Genomic DNA, 20,568 nt, shown 5'->3' with positions numbered 1-20,568 from the left:
TTATCCCTCATTTAACATATCAAAATAAAGCCTCTCATACTCGCTGACTATTTGTTCGGCGCTGAACTTTTCTCTCGCAGTCTGTACTGCACGATGTGAGAAGCTTGTGTGCTTATCAGCATCAGCCAGCAGGCCTGCCGCTTTTTCCGCCATGCTCCCTATATCCCCAAGCTTGCAGATATATCCTGTCTCGCCGTCAGAAATCACTTCCGGGATCCCGCCGATATTGGTCCCTATGCAGGGAACACCGCACGCCATGGCCTCAAGCGCAACCAGGCCGAAGCTTTCTTTTTCAGAAAGGAGGAGCATCAGGTCGCTGATGGAATAAAGCTCTTCCACTTTATCCTGCTTCCCCAGAAACAGTACCTTCTCCTTCAGCCCGAGCTCTTTGACCAGCTTGCATACATTGGACATTTCCGGGCCGTCGCCGACGAGGAGAAGCTTTGCAGGCATCTCCGACTCTATCCTGGCAAACACCTTTACAACATCCTGCACCCTTTTGACCGCACGGAAATTGGAAACATGGATGACCGTTTTTTCATCCTCGGTGATCCCATATTCTTTTTTCAGATGATCAGAGCCAGTTTTCTGATATACTCTATGGTCTATGAAATTATAGACCGCCTGAATTTCTTTTTCAGGGTGTATCAATTCATTTGTTTGTGATATAAGAGATTTGGAAACAGCTGTCACCCTGTCAGACTTCTCGATTCCAAAGCGGATGCTGTCTTTCAATGACGGCTCATAACCAAGGACGGTGATATCTGTTCCATGAAGGGTAGTGGCAATCTTCACATCGCGCCCGCTCATCTGCTTGGCAAGGATTGCACATACGGCATGGGGAACAGCATAGTGTACATGCATGAGATCAAGCTTTTCTCTGTTAATCACCTCAGCCATTTTGCTGGCGAGGGCAATATCATAAGGCGGATACTGGAAAACAGAATACTGGCTCACTTCCACCTGGTGATAAAATATATTATGATACATCCGATTCAGCCTGAAAGGGAGGCTGGAAGAAATAAAATGTATTTCGTGCCCTCTTTCGGCGAGGAGCTTTCCAAGCTCTGTAGCGACGACCCCTGATCCACCGACTGTCGGATAACAGGTGATCCCGATTTTTAGTTTTCTTGTCATGCTTCTCCACCCAATAAATCTTTATGTATTAGTACCGGCTTTTTAGACATGAAGCCTTCAGCGTATTTGACTCCCGCTTCTCTCCCATAAAGCATTTCCCTTGCTTCTACATTTTCGATATAGCCATTTACAAGCGGAGTGTCTGCTGAATCCTCCGTCCTGACAAACTGGCTCTCATACGCCCTCAGGCCCGCAAGCTTTTTGTCCATATAATCTGACACATCAATGATAAAATCAGGCTGATGGAAGCCGTTGATCATATAGAAATGAAGCCCGTTTACTTTGTGCGGGGCTAATCCGCTTTCAGGGTCCGCCCTGCGGATGCCTGCTGAAAATGCGGCTTCTTCTACAATTTTTGCACAGTTGCCGTGATCCGGATGCCTGTCTTCAAAATATGGCGCAAAGATGACTGATGGCCTGTATGTCCTGATCATCCTCGCGACAGCGGTAATAGCCTGTTCATTCAGTAGCAGCCCCCGGTCAGGCAGTCCAAGGTTTTCCCTGACTGAAACACCCAGGATACCTGCTGCCCTCTCTGCCTCTTTTTTCCTTGTTTCTACAGTTCCGTTGGAGGAAAGCTCCGCACCAGTAAGGTCGCAGATGCCAATCTTTTTTCCTTCAGCTGCATACTTGGCAAGCGTACCTCCCATCCCGATTTCAACATCATCGGAATGGGCGCCAAAGGCCAGGATATCCAATTTTTCTCCTATCATAGAACCTCACCGTCTTCGCTCTTCACTATTTTCCTCCAGTCGAGGTCGCCTCTTTCCAGGCCCTTTACAAGCAGCTCAGCAGTGCCCATATTGGTGGCCAGCGGAATTGAATATACATCGCACAGGCGGACCAAAGCGGATACATCCGGCTCATGCGGCTGCACAGTCAGCGGATCCCTGAAAAAGAAGACGAGGTCCATTTTCTTATTGGCAATCAGTGCCCCGATTTCCTGGTCCCCGCCGAGCGGTCCTGATTGAAAGCGGGTGATTGTAAGGCCTGTTGATTCCATGATCCTTGAGCCGGTCGTCCCTGTCGCAAAAAGGGAGTGTCCCGCCAGAATATCTTTATAGGCTGTTGCAAAGCGGATGATGTCGTCTTTCTTTTTATCGTGGGCTATCAAAGCGATGTTCATCATTTCCCCTCCCTTTATTCCATAATATTTTCAAGTCCGTAGACAAACAGGTCTGCTTTCATTACTGTCTCTACAGCCAGCTTCACACCGGACATGAATGAGGCCCGGTTATAAGAGTCATGCCGGATTGACAGAGTCTGGCCATCTGAGCCGAACATCACCTGCTGATGGGCAATCAGGCCGGGAAGGCGGACTGAATGGATGCGCATCCCTTCGTAGTCAGCACCCCTGGCCCCTGCCAGAGTTTCTTTTTCGTCTGGATGCCCCTGCTCTTTGGCTTCTCTTGCTTCAGCCATCATTTCTGCTGTTTTCACAGCTGTGCCTGACGGAGCATCAAGCTTCTGGTCATGATGCAGCTCGATGATCTCCACATCACTGAAATAGCGGGCTGCCATCTGTGAAAACTTCATCATAAGGACAGCACCAAGGGCGAAGTTTGGGGCGATGATGCATCCCAATTCTTTTTCCCGGCATGTTACTTCCAGCTCTTTCAGGTCCTCTTTGCTAAAGCCGGTTGTCCCGACTACCGGCCTTACTCCATATGAAAGGGCAGTCCGTGCATGATGCATGCCTGCCTCCGGTGTCGTAAGATCGATCAGAACATCAGCTTCTGTCTGCTCCAGACAATTGGCCAGGTCTGTATATATCGGCACATCTGCCCCTGTAAATCCATCAAGGTCGCTGAGCATTTTCCCTTCGAATTTATGGTCTACAACCGCCTGAAGGGCAAAATGGCCGGTATTCAGCACAAGCTGAACCGCTTCCCTGCCCATTCGACCGCGCGGCCCCGCAATAACAATCTTTATCTTATCCATCAGAATCTCTCCTACTCTTCAATTCTTGTCCAGCGGTCTTTATCCCGCGTATTAAATTTATCCATTACCCTGTCATGGGCTTCCTGCAAGTCAATATTCAGTGAGTTGGCAAAGCAGATAAGCACAAAAAGCATATCCCCCAGCTCATTTTCAATGGTATTCTCTTCTTCGGTCGATTTCTTTGGCTTTTCCCCGTAATGGTGATTTACTTCCCTGGACAGTTCACCCAGCTCTTCCGTCATCCGTGCCAGCATGGCAAGAGGGCTGAAATATCCTTCTTTAAATTGGCTTATGTATTGATCAACCTCAGCCTGGAGGTCTTTCATCGTTTTATGATTGGATTCCATCTCGATTAGCCACCTCAACTTCCGCCTTCCTGAGCCTTTTGCATAAAGCAGCAAATTAGGCTTATCTTATAGAGAATAGATGCTTTTTCTATATCATGTTAGCCTAACGGAACAGCTTTTTACAAATATTTTTAACCGCCCGGCAGCTGCTATTCTGTCCGGCTCATTATTGCTCTGTCATCTTTTATTTTATATAATCTTATGGTGATAAAAACAGGAAAAGAGGGAAAAAACGTGCAAAACGGATTAAAATTCAAGAATATATTGTTCATCCTGCTCGGTTCAGCAATCTTTTCTTTTGGAATTGTTCATTTCAATATGCAGAATAACTTGGCCGAAGGCGGTTTCACCGGCATCACCCTGCTCCTTTTTTTCCTATTTAAATGGGATCCCTCCTATACGAACTTATTGTTAAATATACCATTATTCTTTATAGGCTGGAAATTGCTCGGCAGGAATTCCTTTTATTACACCATGATCGGCACCTTCAGTGTTTCCCTGTTCCTGTGGATTTTTCAGCGCTATCAGATTGACATGCCGCTGAAGGAAGACCTTACTCTTGCAGCTCTTTTTGCAGGTGTTTTCATCGGCATTGGCCTCGGCATCATTTTCCGTTTCGGCGGAACAACCGGCGGAGTCGATATCATAGCGAGGCTGGCCCATAAATATATCGGCTGGAGCATGGGAAAAACAATGTTCCTTTTCGATGCCTGTGTCATTACATTATCGCTCATTTTCTATCTGACCTACCAGGAAGCCATGTACACCCTTGTTGCCGTGTTCGTAGGTGCCCGGGTGATCGATTTTATGCAGGAAGGCGCCTACGCCGCAAGAGGTGCGATGATCATTTCCGACCAGAACGAAGCCATCGCCGGCAGGATTCTGAAGGAAATGGACCGCGGGGTGACGGTGCTGAAAGGGCACGGCTCCTTCACCAAACAGGATCGGGAAGTCCTTTACTGCGTAGTCGGCAAAAATGAAATCGTGCGGCTTAAAAGCGTCATCACCTCCGTCGATCCGCATGCCTTTGTCACAGTCAGTGTCGTTCACGATGTGCTCGGCGAAGGATTCACCCTGGATGAAAATAAGAAGCCGATTGAGCACTAGAAATGCAAATGGCGCTTGTTCACTATAAGAAATAAAGAAAACCAGCCCAAATGGCTGGTTTCTTCATTTCTTAATCCTGCCTCTGCATGCCTGTGAAGATCATGATCAGGCGCAATAGCTCCAGAACCGCAACAGCTGCGGCAGCTACATAGGTCAGGGCAGCAGCGTTAAGGACTTTCTTCGTTTCCCTTTCCTCATCATTGCGGATAACACCAAGTGAGACGACCTGATCCATTGCTCTGTTTGAAGCATTGAACTCGACCGGGAGGGTAACCACCTGGAAGAGGACGGCCACGGCCATGAAAATGATTCCCAAAAGGAGAAGGCCGCTCAGCTCAGCAAAAATCCCTACCATGATCAACACCCAGGAAAAATTAGAACCAATGCTCGCGATCGGCACCAGCGAATGTCGGACCCGGAGGAATGCATAATCCTGCTGATCCTGCATGGCATGGCCGACCTCATGGGCAGCTATTGCTGCTGCAGCGACGGAATGGCCATGGAAATTCTGCGAGGACAGCCTTACCGTTTTTGAACGGGGATCATAATGGTCTGTCAGATGCCCCCTCGTTTCCTCAACATTGACATTGTACAATCCGTTGGAATCCAGGATCCTTCTGGCAACCTCGGCACCTCTCATATGTGAAGAGGCTGGTACCCTGGAATATTTGTTATAGGTGCCTTTCACCTTAAATTGCGCCCAGATCGGCACGAGGATGATGATCGCAAAGTATATCAGGAAATCCATGTTATTCCTCCCATTCATCTTTGCTGTAATTTAATCTATTGTATTTTTTCTGGTGAATGGTGTCAATTTTTCAGCTCTCTTTTTCTGCTCTTCTCTTTGTCCTGATCTCCCTTATATTTTCTCCAGCCGACATAAGATAATGTAAGGATGATGATGCTTCCTGTAGAAATAATGACCCACCAAAGCGAAGGATCGGCCTCATCGTCAGTCATTTCATCAAAAAGCGAGGATAAATCTGCCTCGAGGGCATCCAATTCCTGCTGGCTCGAGGTCTGGCTCACCACCTGAGGCCTGTAATGGTCTATGAAATTGACCCTGGTATCCAGCTGCTGAAGCCTGTCTGCCTTGAGGTCCACTTTAAGGGCAGGGTAAATGACGCTGTATAAGGTCAAAAAGGAATTCAGGCTTGAATGGAAAGCCTCACTGTCGCCTGCATGGGCAGCCTCCTTCATCCCCCCGAACACATCCATGATCGGATCCTCCATTTCCGTCCACAAAGGCTGCCTGCTGGAGGTGATTGCATCAATAACCAGCCTGAATCTTGTTACCCTGTTCATCCGCTCTTTATGGTTCATATCGATGCTGGCCGCTGCTTCCACTGCTTCATCATGCGCATTGGAAACGATTCTCAGCTCATCCATATTGAACGGCCTTGCCTGTACATCCCCCGAAAGAAACTGATCCGAAAAATAATCCAGAATCTTTTTTGCCTCTTCATATTTTTGTATTTTGACCATCTGAAGAGCTTCATCAGAGAGCAGATCAAGTTTGTCCATCGAAGAGGAAGGCTGCTCTGCATATGCATATATGGAAAAAGGCATTAAAAGATAGATCAAAAACATGGATACAGCAATTTTTGCTTTCAATATTGTCCCCCCCTGCAATTACTATTAAAAATGTATGAGAGGTTGGACAAGGTTAGACCAAAAGTTCGCTCGGCTGGGATCAATTTTAGAGATAAGCTGTATTAACATCAATGTTGGTTTTGGGCTCATTTCAGCCGGATATTCATCCAAGCCGAAAGGAGTATAAAACTAAGTCCCCCCCTGATCCAAAAATCAGCATGAGATACTGCCAAGAAAAAAAGGCTTCCAATATGGAAGCCTACTCAATCGCCAGCTTTGTGCGGCCGGGCCTGATAGAGAACCAGTACACAAGGAAAAGGGAGAATATACTCAGCCAAAAAGTAAAATAGCCTATCTCCGGTGTATATAAGTTCAGCACAGGATAGCGCGGCAGCATGAAGAATACATAATCGATTACATCATTATGGAGTGTCCATACAGCAGCAATGAGCAAATGAATCCACTTGATCCGGTAAAAGGGTGAATATAAGATCCCCTGGACTGCCATAGCAGCGTGGGATCCGATCAGCATCAACGCAATAGGATCAAGTTCGCCTGTCACTTTATAAACAAGCAGATTCATAACGACTGCCCAGACACCGTATTTAAAAAGCGTCACGGCCGCCAGAGCCTCTAAAAGGGGCCAGTTCCTCCGCATCAGGAAGGCAGCAAGGACAAAACAAAAAAACAGGCTGGCCGTCGGACTATCAGGAACAAACGCCAGAAAGTGCGGGGGCGTATCCTTCAGCTGCCACCCGTACCAGTAATACCCATACACCGTTCCGGCAATATTGACCACAAGCAGCAGCCATAATACCGAGCGGTTCCCCAAAATAGGATAAATCCACTTCATACCATACCCTCTTCTCTCTATCATTATGGCTATATTTTATCATAGAGGAAATTAAAGGGGGAACTTTCCGCTATAATATGCTGGAGCTGGCTTGGAGATTGCCCTTGGTTAATACCCGAGGAAAAGTGTTCAGGAAGATGCATACCCCCTAAACTGCAGGTTAACGGAAAAAGGCTATTATTATCTAAATTACTGGTTATATTGCACAAAAAAAGAAGCCGGCAATTCGCCGGCTTCTCTTCTTTTATTTACTTTCAATGCTTGAAATGAATTCAGAAAGCTTTTGAAGCTCTTCGTCAGTTCCTTTAAAGATTCCGGCAGGCATGGCACCTTGACCTTCTTTAGCGATTTTCGCCACTTCTTCAGGAGAAAGTCCTGTATCGATCAGGGCCGGAGCACCAGCTCCTCCTGCCAATTCACCGCCGTGGCAGCTGATGCAGCCTTGCGCTTCATAAATTTTATAGCCTTCTGCTTCTTTATCAATCTCCGCTTCAGCCACGATTTTACCTTGCTGCTCTGCAGCTTCCCAGTCGTGGTTGGCTACAGATTCCCAAGTTAGATAGAAGATGCCGGCAATCGCAAGCAGCATGAAACCAGTTGCGAGAGGGCGCTTAGATGGGCGCCTTTCAGGGCCGCGGTCGATGAATGGAGCAAGCATCAGCGCTCCGAAAGCCAGTCCGGGAATGATAAACGCCCCGATGACGTTATATGGGCCTGAAGCATATGTGTACTTTAATAGTTGGTATAAGAACAAGAAATACCAGTCTGGAAGCGGAATATATGCTGTATCGCTCGGATCTGCTATTTTTTCAAGCGGAGACGGGTGAGCGATGGTCAAACATAGATATCCGATCAGGAAAACGGCGCCGACCATCCATTCCTTCAATAGGAAGTTGGGCCAGAATGCTTCCGTTTTGCCAGGGTACTCCGAGTAGTCTTTCGGAATATTCGGTTTACGGTTTACAGGGACACGGGAGTCGCCTACAAACTTCATACCTTTTCCACGATGCATTGAGCATTCCCCTCCTTTTCAGTTAGCAGTAGTGAAGTTGAATTTTACAACGGTCCAGAAATACCCTGCTTACGGATCATCAGGAAGTGGGCACCCATCAGTCCAAGGAGAGCTCCAGGCAGGAAGAATACATGGATCGCAAAGAATCGTGTGATCGTCTGGGCTCCGACTATGTCAGTGCTTCCAGCCATCAGCGCTTTCAGCTGCTGACCGATCAACGGTGTTGATTCAACAATTTGAATGGTAACTTTTGTTGCAAATAACGCTTTCATATCCCAAGGAAGAAGATAGCCTGTCAGGCCGAGCGCCAGCATAACGAAGAAAATAAGCACTCCGACAACCCAGTTCAGCTCGCGAGGCTTCTTGTAGGCCCCTTGGAAGAAAACACGTAACGTATGTAGGAACATCATTACGATGACCAGGCTCGCACCCCAGTGGTGCATACCGCGGACAATCTGCCCGAAAGCAACCTGATTTTGCAGATAATAGACAGATTCCCAGGCATTCTTAATATCCGGCACATAGTACATTGTAAGGAACATACCGGATAAAATCTGGATCACTGTGATGAAGAAGGTCAATCCGCCAAAGCAGTAAACGAAAGCCGAAAAGTGATGGGCAGGGTTTACATGCTCAGGTACTTCATGGTCTGCAATATCCCGCCACAAAGGCGTAATATCCAAACGCTCGTCGACCCAGTCATAAATTTTGTTTAACACTTATTACGCCCCCTTTCGCGGTTCTGCTTTTCCTAATAATAGGAAACCATCTTTTTCTTTTGTAGGATACACATCCAGCGGTGCAGCAGGAGGTGTTCCAGGCACGTTTGTTCCATCCTTCGTATAAAGCCCGCCATGGCATGGGCAGTAGAAGTGGTCTGGATTCGCCTTGTCTTTGTTCCAGTCAACAACGCAGCCTAAATGCTTACAGATAGGAGATAAGGCAACGATCTCCCCGTTTTCATCCTTATAAACCCACGCGGTGTTCGATACCTCTGAAGTATACCAGGCATCCTGCTGTTCGAATTTAAAGTCGACCCGAGTAGGTTCAGCAGTGATTTCGCTTACTTTTTGCGGTGTCGGAATGAAGTCTCCTCCCTCGCTGGCTTTCAGTATAGGATCCACGGCAAAACGGACCATCGGCATCAGCATGCCGGCCGCCATGAAACCGCCTACACCAGTAAGTGTATAGTTCAGGAATTGACGTCTTGAAACACGATGTTTGCTCATACATTTCCCCCCTCTATCATGAAATCAAGTCCAACGGACAAAATTCAACACAATATAAAACTAGGACATAACAATGATATATCAATCTTTAGGCAAGGTCAATAAAATCTGTAGGCAAACCGGCTGTTCAAAGCGGTTTTTCAGGAATTATTCACCAGCCTGCCATTTTTGTACAAATAAATTCAGCAGCTGCTTGACCTGGTCCTCCAAAACAGAGTTTCTGTACGTTTCGTCCATATGCTCCAACGGCAGGGATGGCAGCCAGAGCAATGATCCCCCAAGCTCCCCTTCAGCCATTTTCCACCCGCTGTCCGAGGTCAGATAGAACACATGCCTGAAGCCGCTTTCCAGGATAGCGGACTCCCATTTCTTCAGCTCTTCGAGATGCCCATCATGGGCTGTGTCAGATTTAAGGTAGGAAAAGCCCGGCAGCATCAAAAGCCTTCCTTTGAACTGCCTTTCCATCTGATAAGAAAGCAATGTGACAAATTCAGCCATTGAGGCAGCCTGCTTCATATCTCCTGTGAATGTGACGGGCAAAAGGGGGATGACAGCTGTGTCGACATATTCTTTTGATTTTAAATACATTTCAATATCCTGCGGAATCCACTTCATTATCACCACTCCAAATCGTATAGCTTGCCTCATTATTTTACCATAACTTCCTGCTGCTGCCGAAAGCAATGCTGAAGGGGCATCCGCCCGGATGCCCCTTCACCAGTCCAGCTATTCTATTTATGCTTTCACCATAATCATTTTCAGCTTTTCAGTGAGCTGCTTAAATGTTTCTTTATCGCCTTTATCCAGTGATTCATCAATCATCTGCATCAATTTTTCCCTCTGGAATTTAGCCAGGCTTTCGGAAAGGAAGCGTTCTGCGATCAGCCGGTCCTTCTCGCTTACCTGAAGGGTCTTCGGCATGAACGGATTTTCCTCCAGGACGGCTGCATACTGATGGGCCTTATTGGAGGCATGGAAATTAAGCTGGATGAAGATATCTTCTTCCCTGTTCAGCCTTATATCATGGAATGATTTCTCGGCATCAGTTGTCATGACATTCTCTTTGTAAAAACGGAAAGGAACTTCATCAACGCAATGAGTTGACATCACGAGGCCTCTTGGGCAATATTGTGCTTGCTCCACAAAATGCACCCGTTCCATAAGCTGGTCATGGCTCATCAAATAATTTAAAATCCAAACGCATTCGCGCCGTTTCAATTGATAATGGTTTAAGAACCAGCGGATAAAATCTTTTTTCTCGCTGACAGATACAGGGGTCGCCACCATTTGTTCCCTCCTCTGCTTGCAACTGAATTTTTGTTAGTGCCTTTTCTTACATCAGATCGCCGCTAAGCCTCTGGACGATATCGAGATATTCTTCGTTGCTCGGATCCTGCCCAAGCAGTTTCTTAAAAATTTCGGCAGCCTCTGCCCATTTTCCTTCCTCCATCAGAAAATATCCATAGTCTGACAGAAAGTCTGACTGTTCTTTGAAATAAGTATATGCTTGCTGGTATTTGTTTAATGCCAGGGAATATTCTTCTAGCTCCTGAAGGGCAGAAGCCGCATCCCAAAGGAATTGGGGCTCTTCTTCCTCCTGCGCTTCCATCGTATCCACAATGTCAAGGACATCACGGTACCGTTCCTGCTTGATGAAAAGCTTGTTCAGTGTCAAAGCCGCCTCGGTGAACTCAGGGTCCAGCACGAGTGCCATACGCAGCATGTCCTCTGCCTCGTTTTCGCGTGCAAGCTTTAAAGCAAGCCTTCCGCCATAGAAAAACAGATCCTTATTGAACTCATCATGCTTGATTCCTTCCTGGACAGCCTCAAAGCTGTTTTCGAGCTCTTCTTCACGCTCATAGGCGCGTGCGAGATGCAGATACAGGGAATGGTATTCAGGATCAAGCTCCTTCACTTCTTTGAACTTTTCAATAGCAGTCCTGTTGATCCCAGCCTGAAGGGCAGTGAATGCGTAGCTGAAAAGGGTATTGATCTCAAGACGGGCTTCGAGTGCCTTTTCATAGAATGGGATCGCTTCCTCAAATGCCCCGCCGGCACTGAGTGCCTCGGCCATCCTCTGATTCACATTTGTTCCGGCGATTTCCTGGCTCGTTTCAAGAACCTTTTCATAAGACTTGATTGCTTCTATAAATTTCCCTTGCTCCAAATATAATTCACCAAGGGCAAAATCAATGATGACCTCTTCGTCCAGAATGGACTTAGCTTTTAAAAGCTTCTGCTCGCTCACCTCATACAAGCCTTCCATCTGGTACAGATCCGCTAAAAGGAGCAGTGCCTGCGGATAGCTTGGATCCTTCTCTGAAATCCTCTCGAGAACCAGCATCGCTTCCTCTTCATTGGCCAGATCAATATGAAGCTCAGCCAGGAGGACAAGCAGTTCGCCTTCATCCGGGTAAGATTCCAGCAGCCTTTCAATCAAAGCCTTGGATTCCTCAAGCAATCCCAGCTGGAACAATTCCTCCGCCAGCACAAATCTCTCCTCATGTGAACCCTTATCCAGGATCTGTGCATAGTCCCTCAGTGCTTCTTCATGCTGTCCATTTTCTAATAGCGATATGATTTTATTAACTTTGTCCATTGTTATATCCTTTCATGACTAAAGATGGTTGCAGATATCATTTAAAAACGGGCTGGGTTCAAATCGCGGCCGATCCCGCTTGTTATCATAATCCTGCAGCCCGGCTGACAGGCTGACCCAGTCCGTTATACTGTAAAAAAAGCCGGAATCTTTATTATAACACGCTCTCCATAGCCCGGACAGAATCTGAAATATCCGCCTGCCCTGATGATCGTTCCTTTGTGGGCCGTTATGGCAAGTCTATGACTATAATAATGAAAGAGCTCCGATTCTTCAATGTTTCTGTCTCCGCCATCCTTAACATATAAATTATAGCTTGCTTCCCCTCCTTGCCTGATGTCTCCTTTATGGGGCCAGATGCCCATCATGGCCAGGTGCTCTCTGGCGACCGGCTCTCTTTCCTGCAGTTCTTCCCCGATGTGTGCCAGTTTTTCTTTTAGCATCAGCTGCTTCCAAAAATGCTGAAGCGCTTTCTTTTCTTTTTCATCCGCTGTTTTGAAAATAGGCACAAGCGGGCAATTGTATGGAAAAACAGCTTCCCTTATCCATCCCCAGGGAACCGCCGACAGCTCTTCTTTGCTTCCAGCTTCCACAAAGACGGCCGGTATTTTTTCTGTCCGGCATTTCCTGATGAAAGAAGGTGACAAGAGCCTGGCAGGAACTTTGACAGCAATCACATAATCGGCCGGAGAGCTGATCAAACTTGACTTTACGGTTTTTATTCGGGAAAACAGCCGGGATTCCTGCTGCACTTCTGCAAAAGTTAAAAAAGAAGTCATCCCTTTCATAAGCATTTCGTTAATAAAATAGCTTTTCTGCTCTGAAAAGGGTCTGTCCAGCGGAGGTGCAGGATCATACATGACCTGAGCAGGCGCCATAATATAATCTTCTGCATTCATTTTCATGAACGAATAGCGGGGGAAAGAGTCCCGGATGCCAGTTATTTTCCCTTTTTCCACCAGCAGTGAAGCCTTCTGAAATGTCTGCTGCTTGAGAATATTGGCATTCTCAATAATATATGCCATAATACCACCCTTTTAAATGGTCTTATGACAAGCTATGAAATAATCTTAGATTTATGTTTGAAAGTTTTTAAGCCAGAGATGGTTTATTGAGAAGAATGTTCTGTTGAGCTGGACTGTGGAAAAACTCAGTCAGCGAAACGGAGCAGAAATGGTTGTGGAATACATCAAAAGCAAGGAGTTATTCACAAAAAAAGGGCCCGGCCATCCCGAACCCCACATGTATGAAACTTCCTCCCCTTAGCCGATCAGTGACTCCAGATGCTCAAAAAATGCCGGATAGGAAACTGAAATGGCTTCAGCGCCAGAGAGAGATACTTCCCCGGTGCAGATGGCAGCCCCGATGGCGAGCATCATGCCGATCCTGTGGTCGCCATGGCTTGAAACATTCCCGCCTTTCAGCGGAGTCCGTCCATTGATGACCATCCCGTCAGCTGTTGCTTCAATATCCGCTCCAAGCTTTTTCAGCTCGTTGACGACTGTATCTATGCGATTGGTTTCCTTGACTTTCAATTCTTCAGCATCTTTAATGACCGTTTCCCCTTCCGCCTGGGTTGCCAGAAGCGCAATAATCGGAATTTCGTCGATCAGTCTTGGAATGATATCTCCTTCAATGACGGTTCCCTTTAATTGCGAGAATCGTATGGTGATATCTCCTGCAGGTTCTGCACTCTCATTATTGTACGGAAGAATGGTCATGTCAGCTCCCATACGCTGAAGAACTTCCAGGATGCCTGTCCTTGTCGGATTCAAGCCGACATTTCGGAGGACTATTTCACTGCCGGGAATGATTGCGCCAGCAGACAGGAAAAAGGCTGCAGAAGAAATATCCCCGGGAACATGAACCTTTGCCGCTTTCAGCTTCTGCCCGCCCTGCAAACGGACTTTTGTCCCCTCTGACACAATCTCTCCGCCGAATTGGCGGATCATCCTCTCAGTATGATCGCGCGTCTTTGCAGGTTCAATAAGGACGGTTTCCCCGCTTGCCTGAAGACCGGCAAACAAGAGGGAAGATTTCACCTGGGCGCTGGCAACCGGCAACTCATACCTGATGCCCTTAACCTCGCCTCCCTGTATGGAAAGAGGGGTAAATTCCCCGCCTTTTCTTCCTCTTATTTGTGCACCCATTTCTGATAAGGGAACAGAAACACGTGTCATCGGCCTCTTGGCAATTGACTCGTCGCCCGCCAAAACGGCATGGAACGGGAGACCTGCAAGAATGCCCAGCAAAAGCCTTATTGTAGTGCCGGAGTTCCCGACATCCAGGACTTCATTAGGCTCATTCAGCCCTTCAAAGCCCCTTCCATCGATGATCATTTTGTCTCCCTCGTTTGTGATCGAAACACCAAGCTTGCGGAAGCAGGATACAGTGCTTAAGCAATCTTCCCCCATCAGGAAGTTGGTTACTTCCGTCCTGCCTTCTGCAATAGCTCCAAACATGATGGAACGGTGGGAAACAGATTTATCACCAGGAATATCAATCTCGCCCCTGAGGCTGCCTGTATTTGTTTTCAAAATAACTGATTCCATTCTTCATCACCTTTCTTCGATAGCATATTATGGCCCGGCTGAGGTTTCATAGGCGGTATAATGATGAATGCATGCTGCCGCCCGGTCCCTGTCCTCTTCCGTCTGAAAACTGATCACAAGCACCCCGTATATTTCTTCCCTTGTCTCAAGGATTCTGATATTGGTTATGCTGATCTCCGCTTTGGCCAGATAGCCGGTGATTTCAGAAATGACCCCGGGATAGTCGGGAACATCAACGAATAAATCATAGAACGCAGGAATGGCACCCTTCTGCTTCTGGGGCAGGTCATCCCTGAATTGCTTGGCGCCCGCAAAATACTGCTGGATATCCTCTGAACTTTGATTTGCCAGCATCACTGCCACCCGCTCCATTTCCGCCTGCCAGCTTCCCAGAAGCTTCAGGAGTACTTCCTTGTTAGCAAGAAGGATATCTCTCCACATTTCGGGGCTGCTTGAGGCGATTCTTGTAATATCACGGAATCCCCCTGCAGCAAGCCGGGGGACCAGCTCATGGGAGCGGCTTTCCTTTTCAGCCTGGTGAACGAGCGAGGCCGCTATGATATGGGGGAAATGGCTGATGATGCCTGTCAGATAATCATGCTCTTCCGGTGACACCTGGATGAATTTTGCTTTTGTCCCTGCAAGCCATTCTTTTAGCGCCATAATGTCCTTTTCCTTAACATGTGGCTCTGGAGTAACCAGATAGAATGCGTTCTCGAATAAAATTTCCTTCGCTGCGATCACACCGCTTTTATGGGAGCCTGCCATAGGATGGCCTCCGATGAATATGATTCCCTTTTCTTTAAGGCCTGCAGCACTTTTGACGACCTCTGCCTTTGTACTTCCTGCATCAGAAATAATGACCCCTTGTTTCAGCTGCATCCTGCCCAGTCTGGCAAGTATATCGGCAGTTACCTTCACAGGCGCGGCCAGCAGGATTAAATCAGCCTTTGCCGCTCCTTCTTCAATGCTATCCTCAGCCTCATCAATCACTCCCAGCATCCTTGCGAGCCTGCATTGCTCCGCATTAATATCAAAACCTGCTATGGATGCTTCTTTATGCTGCCGCTTTATGCCGAGAGCCAGTGAACCGCCTATCAGCCCGAGGCCGATAATGAATACGCGGCCTTCCATAAAAAATCACCGCCTTTGCCATGCTGCTCTTTTGCTTATCCGGACTGACCCACGTGGATGCTGGTCCTTATAGGGCCGCTGCTGTTTCCTCCAAAAATTGGCCGATCAGTTCCATAATTTCTTCATTCTGCTCTTTTGAGCCAATCGTGACCCTTATGGACTGCGGGCAGCCAAGACCTGCGCCAGACCGTACGATATAGCCTTTTTCCAGCAGATATTGAAAAACTTCATTAGCATCGCGCTTAAAATCAATCAGGATGAAATTGCCCTGGGACGGATAATAACTAAGGCCTGCCTGGTCGCAGAATGAGTAGAACTGTTCCAGCCCTTCTCTGTTCCTGTTCCGGCATTCTTCCACATATTTCTGATCCTTAACCGCTTCCGCAGCAGCCATCTGTGCAAAAGTATTCACATTGAACGGCTCCCTCGCAGGCTCCAGCGCCCTGACTACGTCCTCCCCGGCGATGCCATACCCGATCCTGAGGCTGGCAAGACCGTAGATTTTTGAGAAGGTCCTGAGCACAATCAGATTGCTGAACTTCTCCAGCAGGCTCACTGCATGGTAGTAATCATCAGCAACTGCATACTCGCAATAGGCCTCGTCGAGTACCACAAGTATGTCTTCCGGCACCTTTTCCAGGAATGAAACAAGCTTGCTCTCATTTATATAGATCCCAGTCGGATTATTCGGGCTGCAGAGCCATACAACAGATGTATTTTCATCAATGGCTTCAAGCATCCCCTCCAGATCATGGGCACCGTCAAGCAGGGGAATCTCCTTCACTTCAGCACCTTCAATCACTGCATTGTGCTTATACTGGGGGAATGTCGGTGCAGCCATGATTGTATTCCTTCCAGGCCCCAGCAGGGCGCGCGAGATGATCTGGATCACTTCATCCGAACCATTGCCGAATATAAGCTGTCCTGGTTCAGTTCCAAGATGGGAAGCCAATATGCTTCTCAGTTCGCCGGCATATCCATCTGGATATTTTGCAAAAATGCCCGAGCTTTTTTGAAGGGCTTTTGCTGCTTCTTCCGAGCATCCGAAAGGATTCTCATTTGATGCAAGCTTCACAATCTTTTCAAGCCCATATTGTTTTTTTACGTCTTCAATAGATTTGCCTGGCTGGTATGGTGTTAAATCCAGCAATTGTTTTTTCCACTTCATAATATAAACCGCCCCTCCAACTCTTCTTTCCGCTACCTAATTAAAGTAATAAAGAACTGCTTTTATTTTATCATAAGCGCGCCTGTCTGGTGAGAGGCAGAATCATTTCTTTTCCAAATCAGGCCTGAGGACAACCGCTCCCCCAAGATAAACATGGCTGATCTCCTGCTGGCTCTTTTCTGTATTTAAATGGATCATAACCCGGATGCAAAGCGGCAGAGCGTCCTGTACCGACATTTCACGCATGCACATTACAGGTACATGCTTCCAGCCATCAAGCGTCCGCATGGCTTTGGCAGGGAAACCCTGGTCAATATCATCAGTCGCGGAGATGAATACAGAAGCAACCTCTTCCGGGGCTATGCTGTTTTCATCTATCATTTTCTTTAACAGGAGTTCTGCTGCTGCTGCAATCTCTTTTTCTGTGTTCGATTGCACTGTAATTGCTCCCCTGACACCTCTGATCATTTTTCAGCCCCCTTTACGGCAAACATCTCCAGCGCTTCCTTAAGCTCCCCGTCAGGGATTTCTGAGAGAACCGGATGGCCGATACTATCAAGAAGAACAAAGTTCACTGCTTGCCCGATTGCCTTTTTATCCTTCTTCATCCTGGACAGAAGTTCTGCAGGATGAAGGCCCTCCGGCAATGAAATGGAATAGCCCAGGCCCATCAGCCAGTCCCGGAATTGCCCGGTATCGAAATCGAGTCCGCATTTTTCGATGCTTAGTTCCAGGGCATACAGCATCCCGATGACCACCGCTTCGCCGTGTGTCATTTTTCCATATCCGGATTCCGCTTCAATTGCATGTCCGAGTGTGTGGCCAAAATTCAAGAAGGCCCTGACCCCTGCTTCCTTTTCATCCTCGGAAACAAAAGCATTTTTAACCTGTATGCCTTTCGAAAGAATGAACAGCCATTCCTCATCTTTCATGTCCTTAAGCGAGTGGACATTATCCAGCAGCCAGCTGTAAAAAGAATGGTCCTTAATGAGTGCGTGCTTGACTGCTTCACCAAACCCTGACCTTATCTCCCTATCGGGCAGCGACTTTAAAAAATCCAGGTCATAAACAACAGCTTCAGGCTGATGGAATGCACCAATCATATTTTTGCCTTCAGGATGGTTGATGCCTACCTTGCCTCCCACTGCGCTGTCATGCGCAAGTATGGTTGTCGGAACCTGGATGAACGGGATGCCCCTCATGAAGGTGGCGGCAGCAAAGCCGGCGAGATCTCCCACTGCTCCTCCCCCCAGGGCGATGACAGCCGATTTCCTATCAAGTTTCTTTTCAAGAGCAAAAGTCAAAGCTGCATAATAAACGTCAAACGTTTTTGCTTTTTCCCCGCTTGGAACAATATGTATAGAAGGATTAAATTCAGCAAGGGCTTCTTTCACCCTGTCAAGATGCAGGGATGCTACTGTCTCATCCGTTATAATCAGCAGGCTGGTCAGGCCGGGAAGCTTCTCTCTAAGCAAGCCGCCCAGTTCTCTCACAGCACCGGCGCCGATCAGGACCGGATATTCTTTTGAAGGGGTTTTAATGGTGATGGTCTCCATTAAAATTCCCTCGCATATTTCCGCTGTGCATTTACACTATCAATCAGAGCATCCATTCTGTCTGCATAAAACTGGCCGCATATAGCGGAGGCCAGTTCCCAGGCAACGACATTTTCTGCAACAACGGCAGCAGCAGGGACAGCGCAGCTGTCAGACCGCTCAATGCTTGCAGTGAATGGCTCTTTCGTTTCGATGTCTACACTCTGCAGCGGCTTATACAGGGTAGGAATCGGCTTCATAACACCTCTTACTACAATCGGCATCCCTGTAGTCATACCGCCTTCAAATCCTCCAAGGCGATTAGTTTTCCTGGTATAGCCATCTTCACTATTCCAGGCAATCTCGTCATGGACCTCGCTTCCAGGCTTGCGAGCAGCCTCAAACCCCAGTCCGAATTCGACTCCTTTGAATGCATTGATGCTAACAATGGCAGCAGCCAGCTTTGCATCCAGCTTCCTGTCATAATGGACATATGATCCAACGCCTGCAGGCATACCTTCAACAATTACTTCGACAATCCCGCCGATTGAATCGCCATTGGCCTTTGCATCGTCAATGGCCTGCATCATCCTTGGCTCTGCTTCCGGATCAAGGCAGCGGACCGGAGAGTTTTCCGTCCTTTCCTTTACTTCGGCCAGGCTTTCATACGAAGCAGCGGCAGATTGGATCCCGCCGATTTCAACTACATGTGAGGCGACTTCAATTCCCAGCAGACTGAGCAGCTTCTTAGCTGCAGCTCCGGCTGCCACCCTGACTGTCGTTTCCCTGGCAGATGAACGCTCCAATACATTGCGCATGTCGCGGTGCCCGTACTTGATGGCACCGTTCAAATCTGCATGCCCTGGGCGCGGCCGTGAGATTTTCCTCTTTATTTCGCTTTCTTCTTCAGGAGAAACCGGCTCCTGGCCCATAACTTTTGTCCAGTGCTTCCAGTCGTTATTCTCTACTTCAAGTGCGACCGGTGAACCTAAAGTGTAGCCATGGCGGATTCCGCCGGCAATTTGCACGGTATCCTTTTCAATCTGCATCCGCCTTCCGCGGCCATGGCCTTTCTGCCTTCTGGCCAGTTCGGCATTAATATCTTCTTCGAGCAGCGGCATTCCTGCCGGCAGCCCTTCAATAATAACGGTCAGCTGAGGACCGTGTGATTCACCTGCTGTTAAGTATCTCAAAACTCTTTCCCCCTTCAACTCATTAAAGGATTATGTACCAATATATCACACACACTATCATTAGCATAGCAAAAATTAAGAATTTTTCAGACAGCTGGCGAAAAAAACTCATTCAGCCTCTCCCGGCAAGTTCCCCTCCTGTTTGCCGATGATGCCATTTTAGCATGCCTCCAGCGGCACTACAAAAACAAGTGCAATAAGCAATCCTTCTTATAATAGAAAAAAACCATGAAGACCTCTTCACAGTTTTTACTTCCCTCTATTTTTTCCTGTAAAAAAACGTGTCCTCCGTTGCCAGCCCATACAGGCCGGGATTGAAGATCTGCTCTGTACTGCCTACAAAGAACAGCCCTCCGGGCTTCAAGGCTCCGCTGAACTTGTGGTAAAGCCCATCCTTTGCTTCTTCTGTAAAATAAATAAGGACATTCCGACATACGATTAAATCATACGGACCTCCGAAAGGATCAGACAGCAGATTCTGTTTTTTAAAGACAACAGTCTTTTTTATCTCGTCTGATATTTTGTAAAGGCTTCCTTCTTGTGTAAAGTACTTCTTTTTCATCTCAAGAGGCATCTCATTCAGAGATCTCTCCTGGTATATGCCTGCCTGCGCTCTTGCCAGCACTTTTTCGTCAATATCTGTAGCAAGCACCTGGATTTGAGAGAGAGGCAAGAATTTTGCCAGAATCATGGCAATCGTATAAGGCTCCTCTCCTGTGGAGCAGGCTGCGCTCCATACCTTCAGCCTGCCTCCTCTGGCAGACATAGCAGGCAGCAGCTGAGTTTCAAGTATGTCCCACCGTTTCGCATTTCGGTAAAACTCAGATACATTAATGGTCATGCGATCAAGGAACTCATCCAGCAATTCTTTATTCCTGCTTAACCCCTGGTAGAAATCCGAAAAAGAATGGTACCCTTTTTTTTCATAAAGAGAGATAAGGCGCCTTTTCATCTGCGCCTCTTTATAAAGTGAAAGATCGATTCCTGTCTTTGTTTTAATCTGTCTGATGAACTCCTGATATTCCCCCGGCATTTCTGTTCTCCCTTATTGCTTATTTAAAACTAGTATAGCTGAAAAAAGAGAAAGGAGAGTGTTTTTTTTCTATATTTCGCCAAAAAATGTGTATGCGGTTACAAAAAAAGACACTTGCAGGCAAGTGTCTTTAAT

General features: G+C 47.3%; 23 protein-coding genes. 1 reads left to right on the top strand and 22 read right to left on the bottom strand.

Going from position 1 to position 20,568, the window contains the following annotated elements:
- From bshA to ABU165_RS03435, 5 genes are read right to left on the bottom strand one after another with little or no spacing between them, the layout of a single operon-like run.
- Nucleotides 1-1,137, bottom strand: a complete 1,137-nt coding sequence (gene bshA / locus ABU165_RS03455) for an N-acetyl-alpha-D-glucosaminyl L-malate synthase BshA (protein WP_009791269.1) — start codon at nt 1,135-1,137, stop codon at nt 1-3.
- Nucleotides 1,134-1,850, bottom strand: a complete 717-nt coding sequence (gene bshB1, locus ABU165_RS03450) for a bacillithiol biosynthesis deacetylase BshB1 (RefSeq protein ID WP_318059503.1) — start codon at nt 1,848-1,850, stop codon at nt 1,134-1,136. The genes bshA and bshB1 overlap by 4 nt, the downstream gene beginning before the upstream one ends.
- Complete coding sequence (gene mgsA, locus ABU165_RS03445; protein WP_022544131.1) at nt 1,847-2,263, bottom strand: methylglyoxal synthase; 417 nt, start codon at nt 2,261-2,263, stop codon at nt 1,847-1,849. Before mgsA ends, bshB1 begins: the two co-directional genes overlap by 4 nt.
- A gap of 14 nt (nt 2,264-2,277) precedes the next feature.
- Nucleotides 2,278-3,078 (bottom strand): 4-hydroxy-tetrahydrodipicolinate reductase, encoded by an 801-nt coding sequence (gene dapB, locus ABU165_RS03440; protein ID WP_101550178.1) that lies wholly within the window; start codon nt 3,076-3,078, stop codon nt 2,278-2,280.
- 11 nt (nt 3,079-3,089) lie between these two features.
- A complete protein-coding gene (locus tag ABU165_RS03435) occupies nt 3,090-3,425 on the bottom strand; it encodes a nucleotide pyrophosphohydrolase (protein ID WP_022544132.1) in 336 nt (111 codons plus the stop codon).
- 201 nt (nt 3,426-3,626) lie between these two features.
- Between ABU165_RS03435 and ABU165_RS03430 the strand changes: the two genes are divergently transcribed.
- On the top strand, nt 3,627-4,532 hold the full coding sequence (locus tag ABU165_RS03430) for a YitT family protein (protein WP_009791274.1): 906 nt from the start codon (nt 3,627-3,629) through the stop codon (nt 4,530-4,532).
- 70 nt (nt 4,533-4,602) lie between these two features.
- On the opposite strand, the gene ABU165_RS03425 is transcribed toward ABU165_RS03430, so the two are convergent.
- The 17 genes from ABU165_RS03425 to ABU165_RS03345 all read right to left on the bottom strand — a co-directional run bounded on the left by ABU165_RS03425 (nt 4,603) and on the right by ABU165_RS03345 (nt 20,433).
- Nucleotides 4,603-5,280, bottom strand: coding sequence for a zinc metallopeptidase (locus ABU165_RS03425; RefSeq protein ID WP_094767156.1), 678 nt, complete (start codon nt 5,278-5,280; stop codon nt 4,603-4,605).
- Nucleotides 5,281-5,342: 62 nt separating this feature from the next.
- Nucleotides 5,343-6,146, bottom strand: coding sequence for a sporulation protein YpjB (gene ypjB / locus ABU165_RS03420; protein ID WP_022544135.1), 804 nt, complete (start codon nt 6,144-6,146; stop codon nt 5,343-5,345).
- Between the two features lie 238 nt (nt 6,147-6,384).
- Nucleotides 6,385-6,978: a lipoprotein heptaprenylglyceryl N-acetyltransferase LhaT gene (gene lhaT / locus ABU165_RS03415; protein WP_009791278.1), complete on the bottom strand. Its 594-nt coding sequence runs from the start codon at nt 6,976-6,978 to the stop codon at nt 6,385-6,387.
- Between the two features lie 244 nt (nt 6,979-7,222).
- Nucleotides 7,223-7,990, bottom strand: a complete 768-nt coding sequence (locus tag ABU165_RS03410) for a menaquinol-cytochrome c reductase cytochrome b/c subunit (protein ID WP_009791279.1) — start codon at nt 7,988-7,990, stop codon at nt 7,223-7,225.
- A 44-nt stretch (nt 7,991-8,034) separates the two neighbouring features.
- The gene (qcrB, locus tag ABU165_RS03405) at nt 8,035-8,709 is read right to left on the bottom strand and encodes a menaquinol-cytochrome c reductase cytochrome b subunit (RefSeq protein ID WP_009791280.1); all 675 of its coding nucleotides are present in this window, start codon (nt 8,707-8,709) and stop codon (nt 8,035-8,037) included.
- A gap of 3 nt (nt 8,710-8,712) precedes the next feature.
- The gene (locus ABU165_RS03400) at nt 8,713-9,219 is read right to left on the bottom strand and encodes a QcrA and Rieske domain-containing protein (RefSeq protein ID WP_022544136.1); all 507 of its coding nucleotides are present in this window, start codon (nt 9,217-9,219) and stop codon (nt 8,713-8,715) included.
- A 147-nt stretch (nt 9,220-9,366) separates the two neighbouring features.
- Nucleotides 9,367-9,834, bottom strand: coding sequence for a YpiF family protein (locus ABU165_RS03395; protein ID WP_129611981.1), 468 nt, complete (start codon nt 9,832-9,834; stop codon nt 9,367-9,369).
- A gap of 120 nt (nt 9,835-9,954) precedes the next feature.
- Complete coding sequence (locus ABU165_RS03390; RefSeq protein ID WP_035401136.1) at nt 9,955-10,503, bottom strand: ReoY family proteolytic degradation factor; 549 nt, start codon at nt 10,501-10,503, stop codon at nt 9,955-9,957.
- A gap of 49 nt (nt 10,504-10,552) precedes the next feature.
- Nucleotides 10,553-11,818 (bottom strand): tetratricopeptide repeat protein, encoded by a 1,266-nt coding sequence (locus ABU165_RS03385; RefSeq protein WP_022544137.1) that lies wholly within the window; start codon nt 11,816-11,818, stop codon nt 10,553-10,555.
- 125 nt (nt 11,819-11,943) lie between these two features.
- The gene (locus tag ABU165_RS03380) at nt 11,944-12,843 is read right to left on the bottom strand and encodes a hypothetical protein (RefSeq protein ID WP_101550180.1); all 900 of its coding nucleotides are present in this window, start codon (nt 12,841-12,843) and stop codon (nt 11,944-11,946) included.
- Between the two features lie 237 nt (nt 12,844-13,080).
- Nucleotides 13,081-14,370 carry a 3-phosphoshikimate 1-carboxyvinyltransferase gene (gene aroA / locus ABU165_RS03375; protein WP_101550181.1) on the bottom strand — a complete coding sequence of 430 codons (1,290 nt, stop codon included), beginning with the start codon at nt 14,368-14,370 and terminating at the stop codon, nt 13,081-13,083.
- 27 nt (nt 14,371-14,397) lie between these two features.
- Entirely contained in the window at nt 14,398-15,504 is a 1,107-nt protein-coding gene (locus ABU165_RS03370; protein WP_318059504.1) for a prephenate dehydrogenase, read from the bottom strand.
- A 67-nt stretch (nt 15,505-15,571) separates the two neighbouring features.
- Nucleotides 15,572-16,672, bottom strand: a complete 1,101-nt coding sequence (gene hisC / locus ABU165_RS03365; protein WP_009794851.1) for a histidinol-phosphate transaminase — start codon at nt 16,670-16,672, stop codon at nt 15,572-15,574.
- 102 nt (nt 16,673-16,774) lie between these two features.
- On the bottom strand, nt 16,775-17,140 hold the full coding sequence (aroH, locus tag ABU165_RS03360; RefSeq protein WP_009794850.1) for a chorismate mutase: 366 nt from the start codon (nt 17,138-17,140) through the stop codon (nt 16,775-16,777).
- A complete protein-coding gene (gene aroB / locus ABU165_RS03355) occupies nt 17,137-18,228 on the bottom strand; it encodes a 3-dehydroquinate synthase (protein ID WP_148949142.1) in 1,092 nt (363 codons plus the stop codon). Before aroB ends, aroH begins: the two co-directional genes overlap by 4 nt.
- Nucleotides 18,228-19,400 (bottom strand): chorismate synthase, encoded by a 1,173-nt coding sequence (gene aroC, locus ABU165_RS03350; protein WP_009794848.1) that lies wholly within the window; start codon nt 19,398-19,400, stop codon nt 18,228-18,230. The genes aroB and aroC overlap by 1 nt, the downstream gene beginning before the upstream one ends.
- A gap of 259 nt (nt 19,401-19,659) precedes the next feature.
- Nucleotides 19,660-20,433: a CheR family methyltransferase gene (locus tag ABU165_RS03345; RefSeq protein ID WP_009794847.1), complete on the bottom strand. Its 774-nt coding sequence runs from the start codon at nt 20,431-20,433 to the stop codon at nt 19,660-19,662.
- Between the last annotated feature and the right edge of the window lie 135 nt (nt 20,434-20,568).

It is taken from the genome of Cytobacillus sp. T106 (assembly GCF_040492155.1).
In the GTDB taxonomy this organism is placed as follows: Bacteria; Bacillota; Bacilli; order Bacillales; family Cytobacillaceae; genus Bacillus_AB; species Bacillus_AB infantis.
The sequence above is the reverse complement of the archived record's forward strand: the minus strand, read 5'-3'. Positions and strand labels throughout refer to the sequence as shown.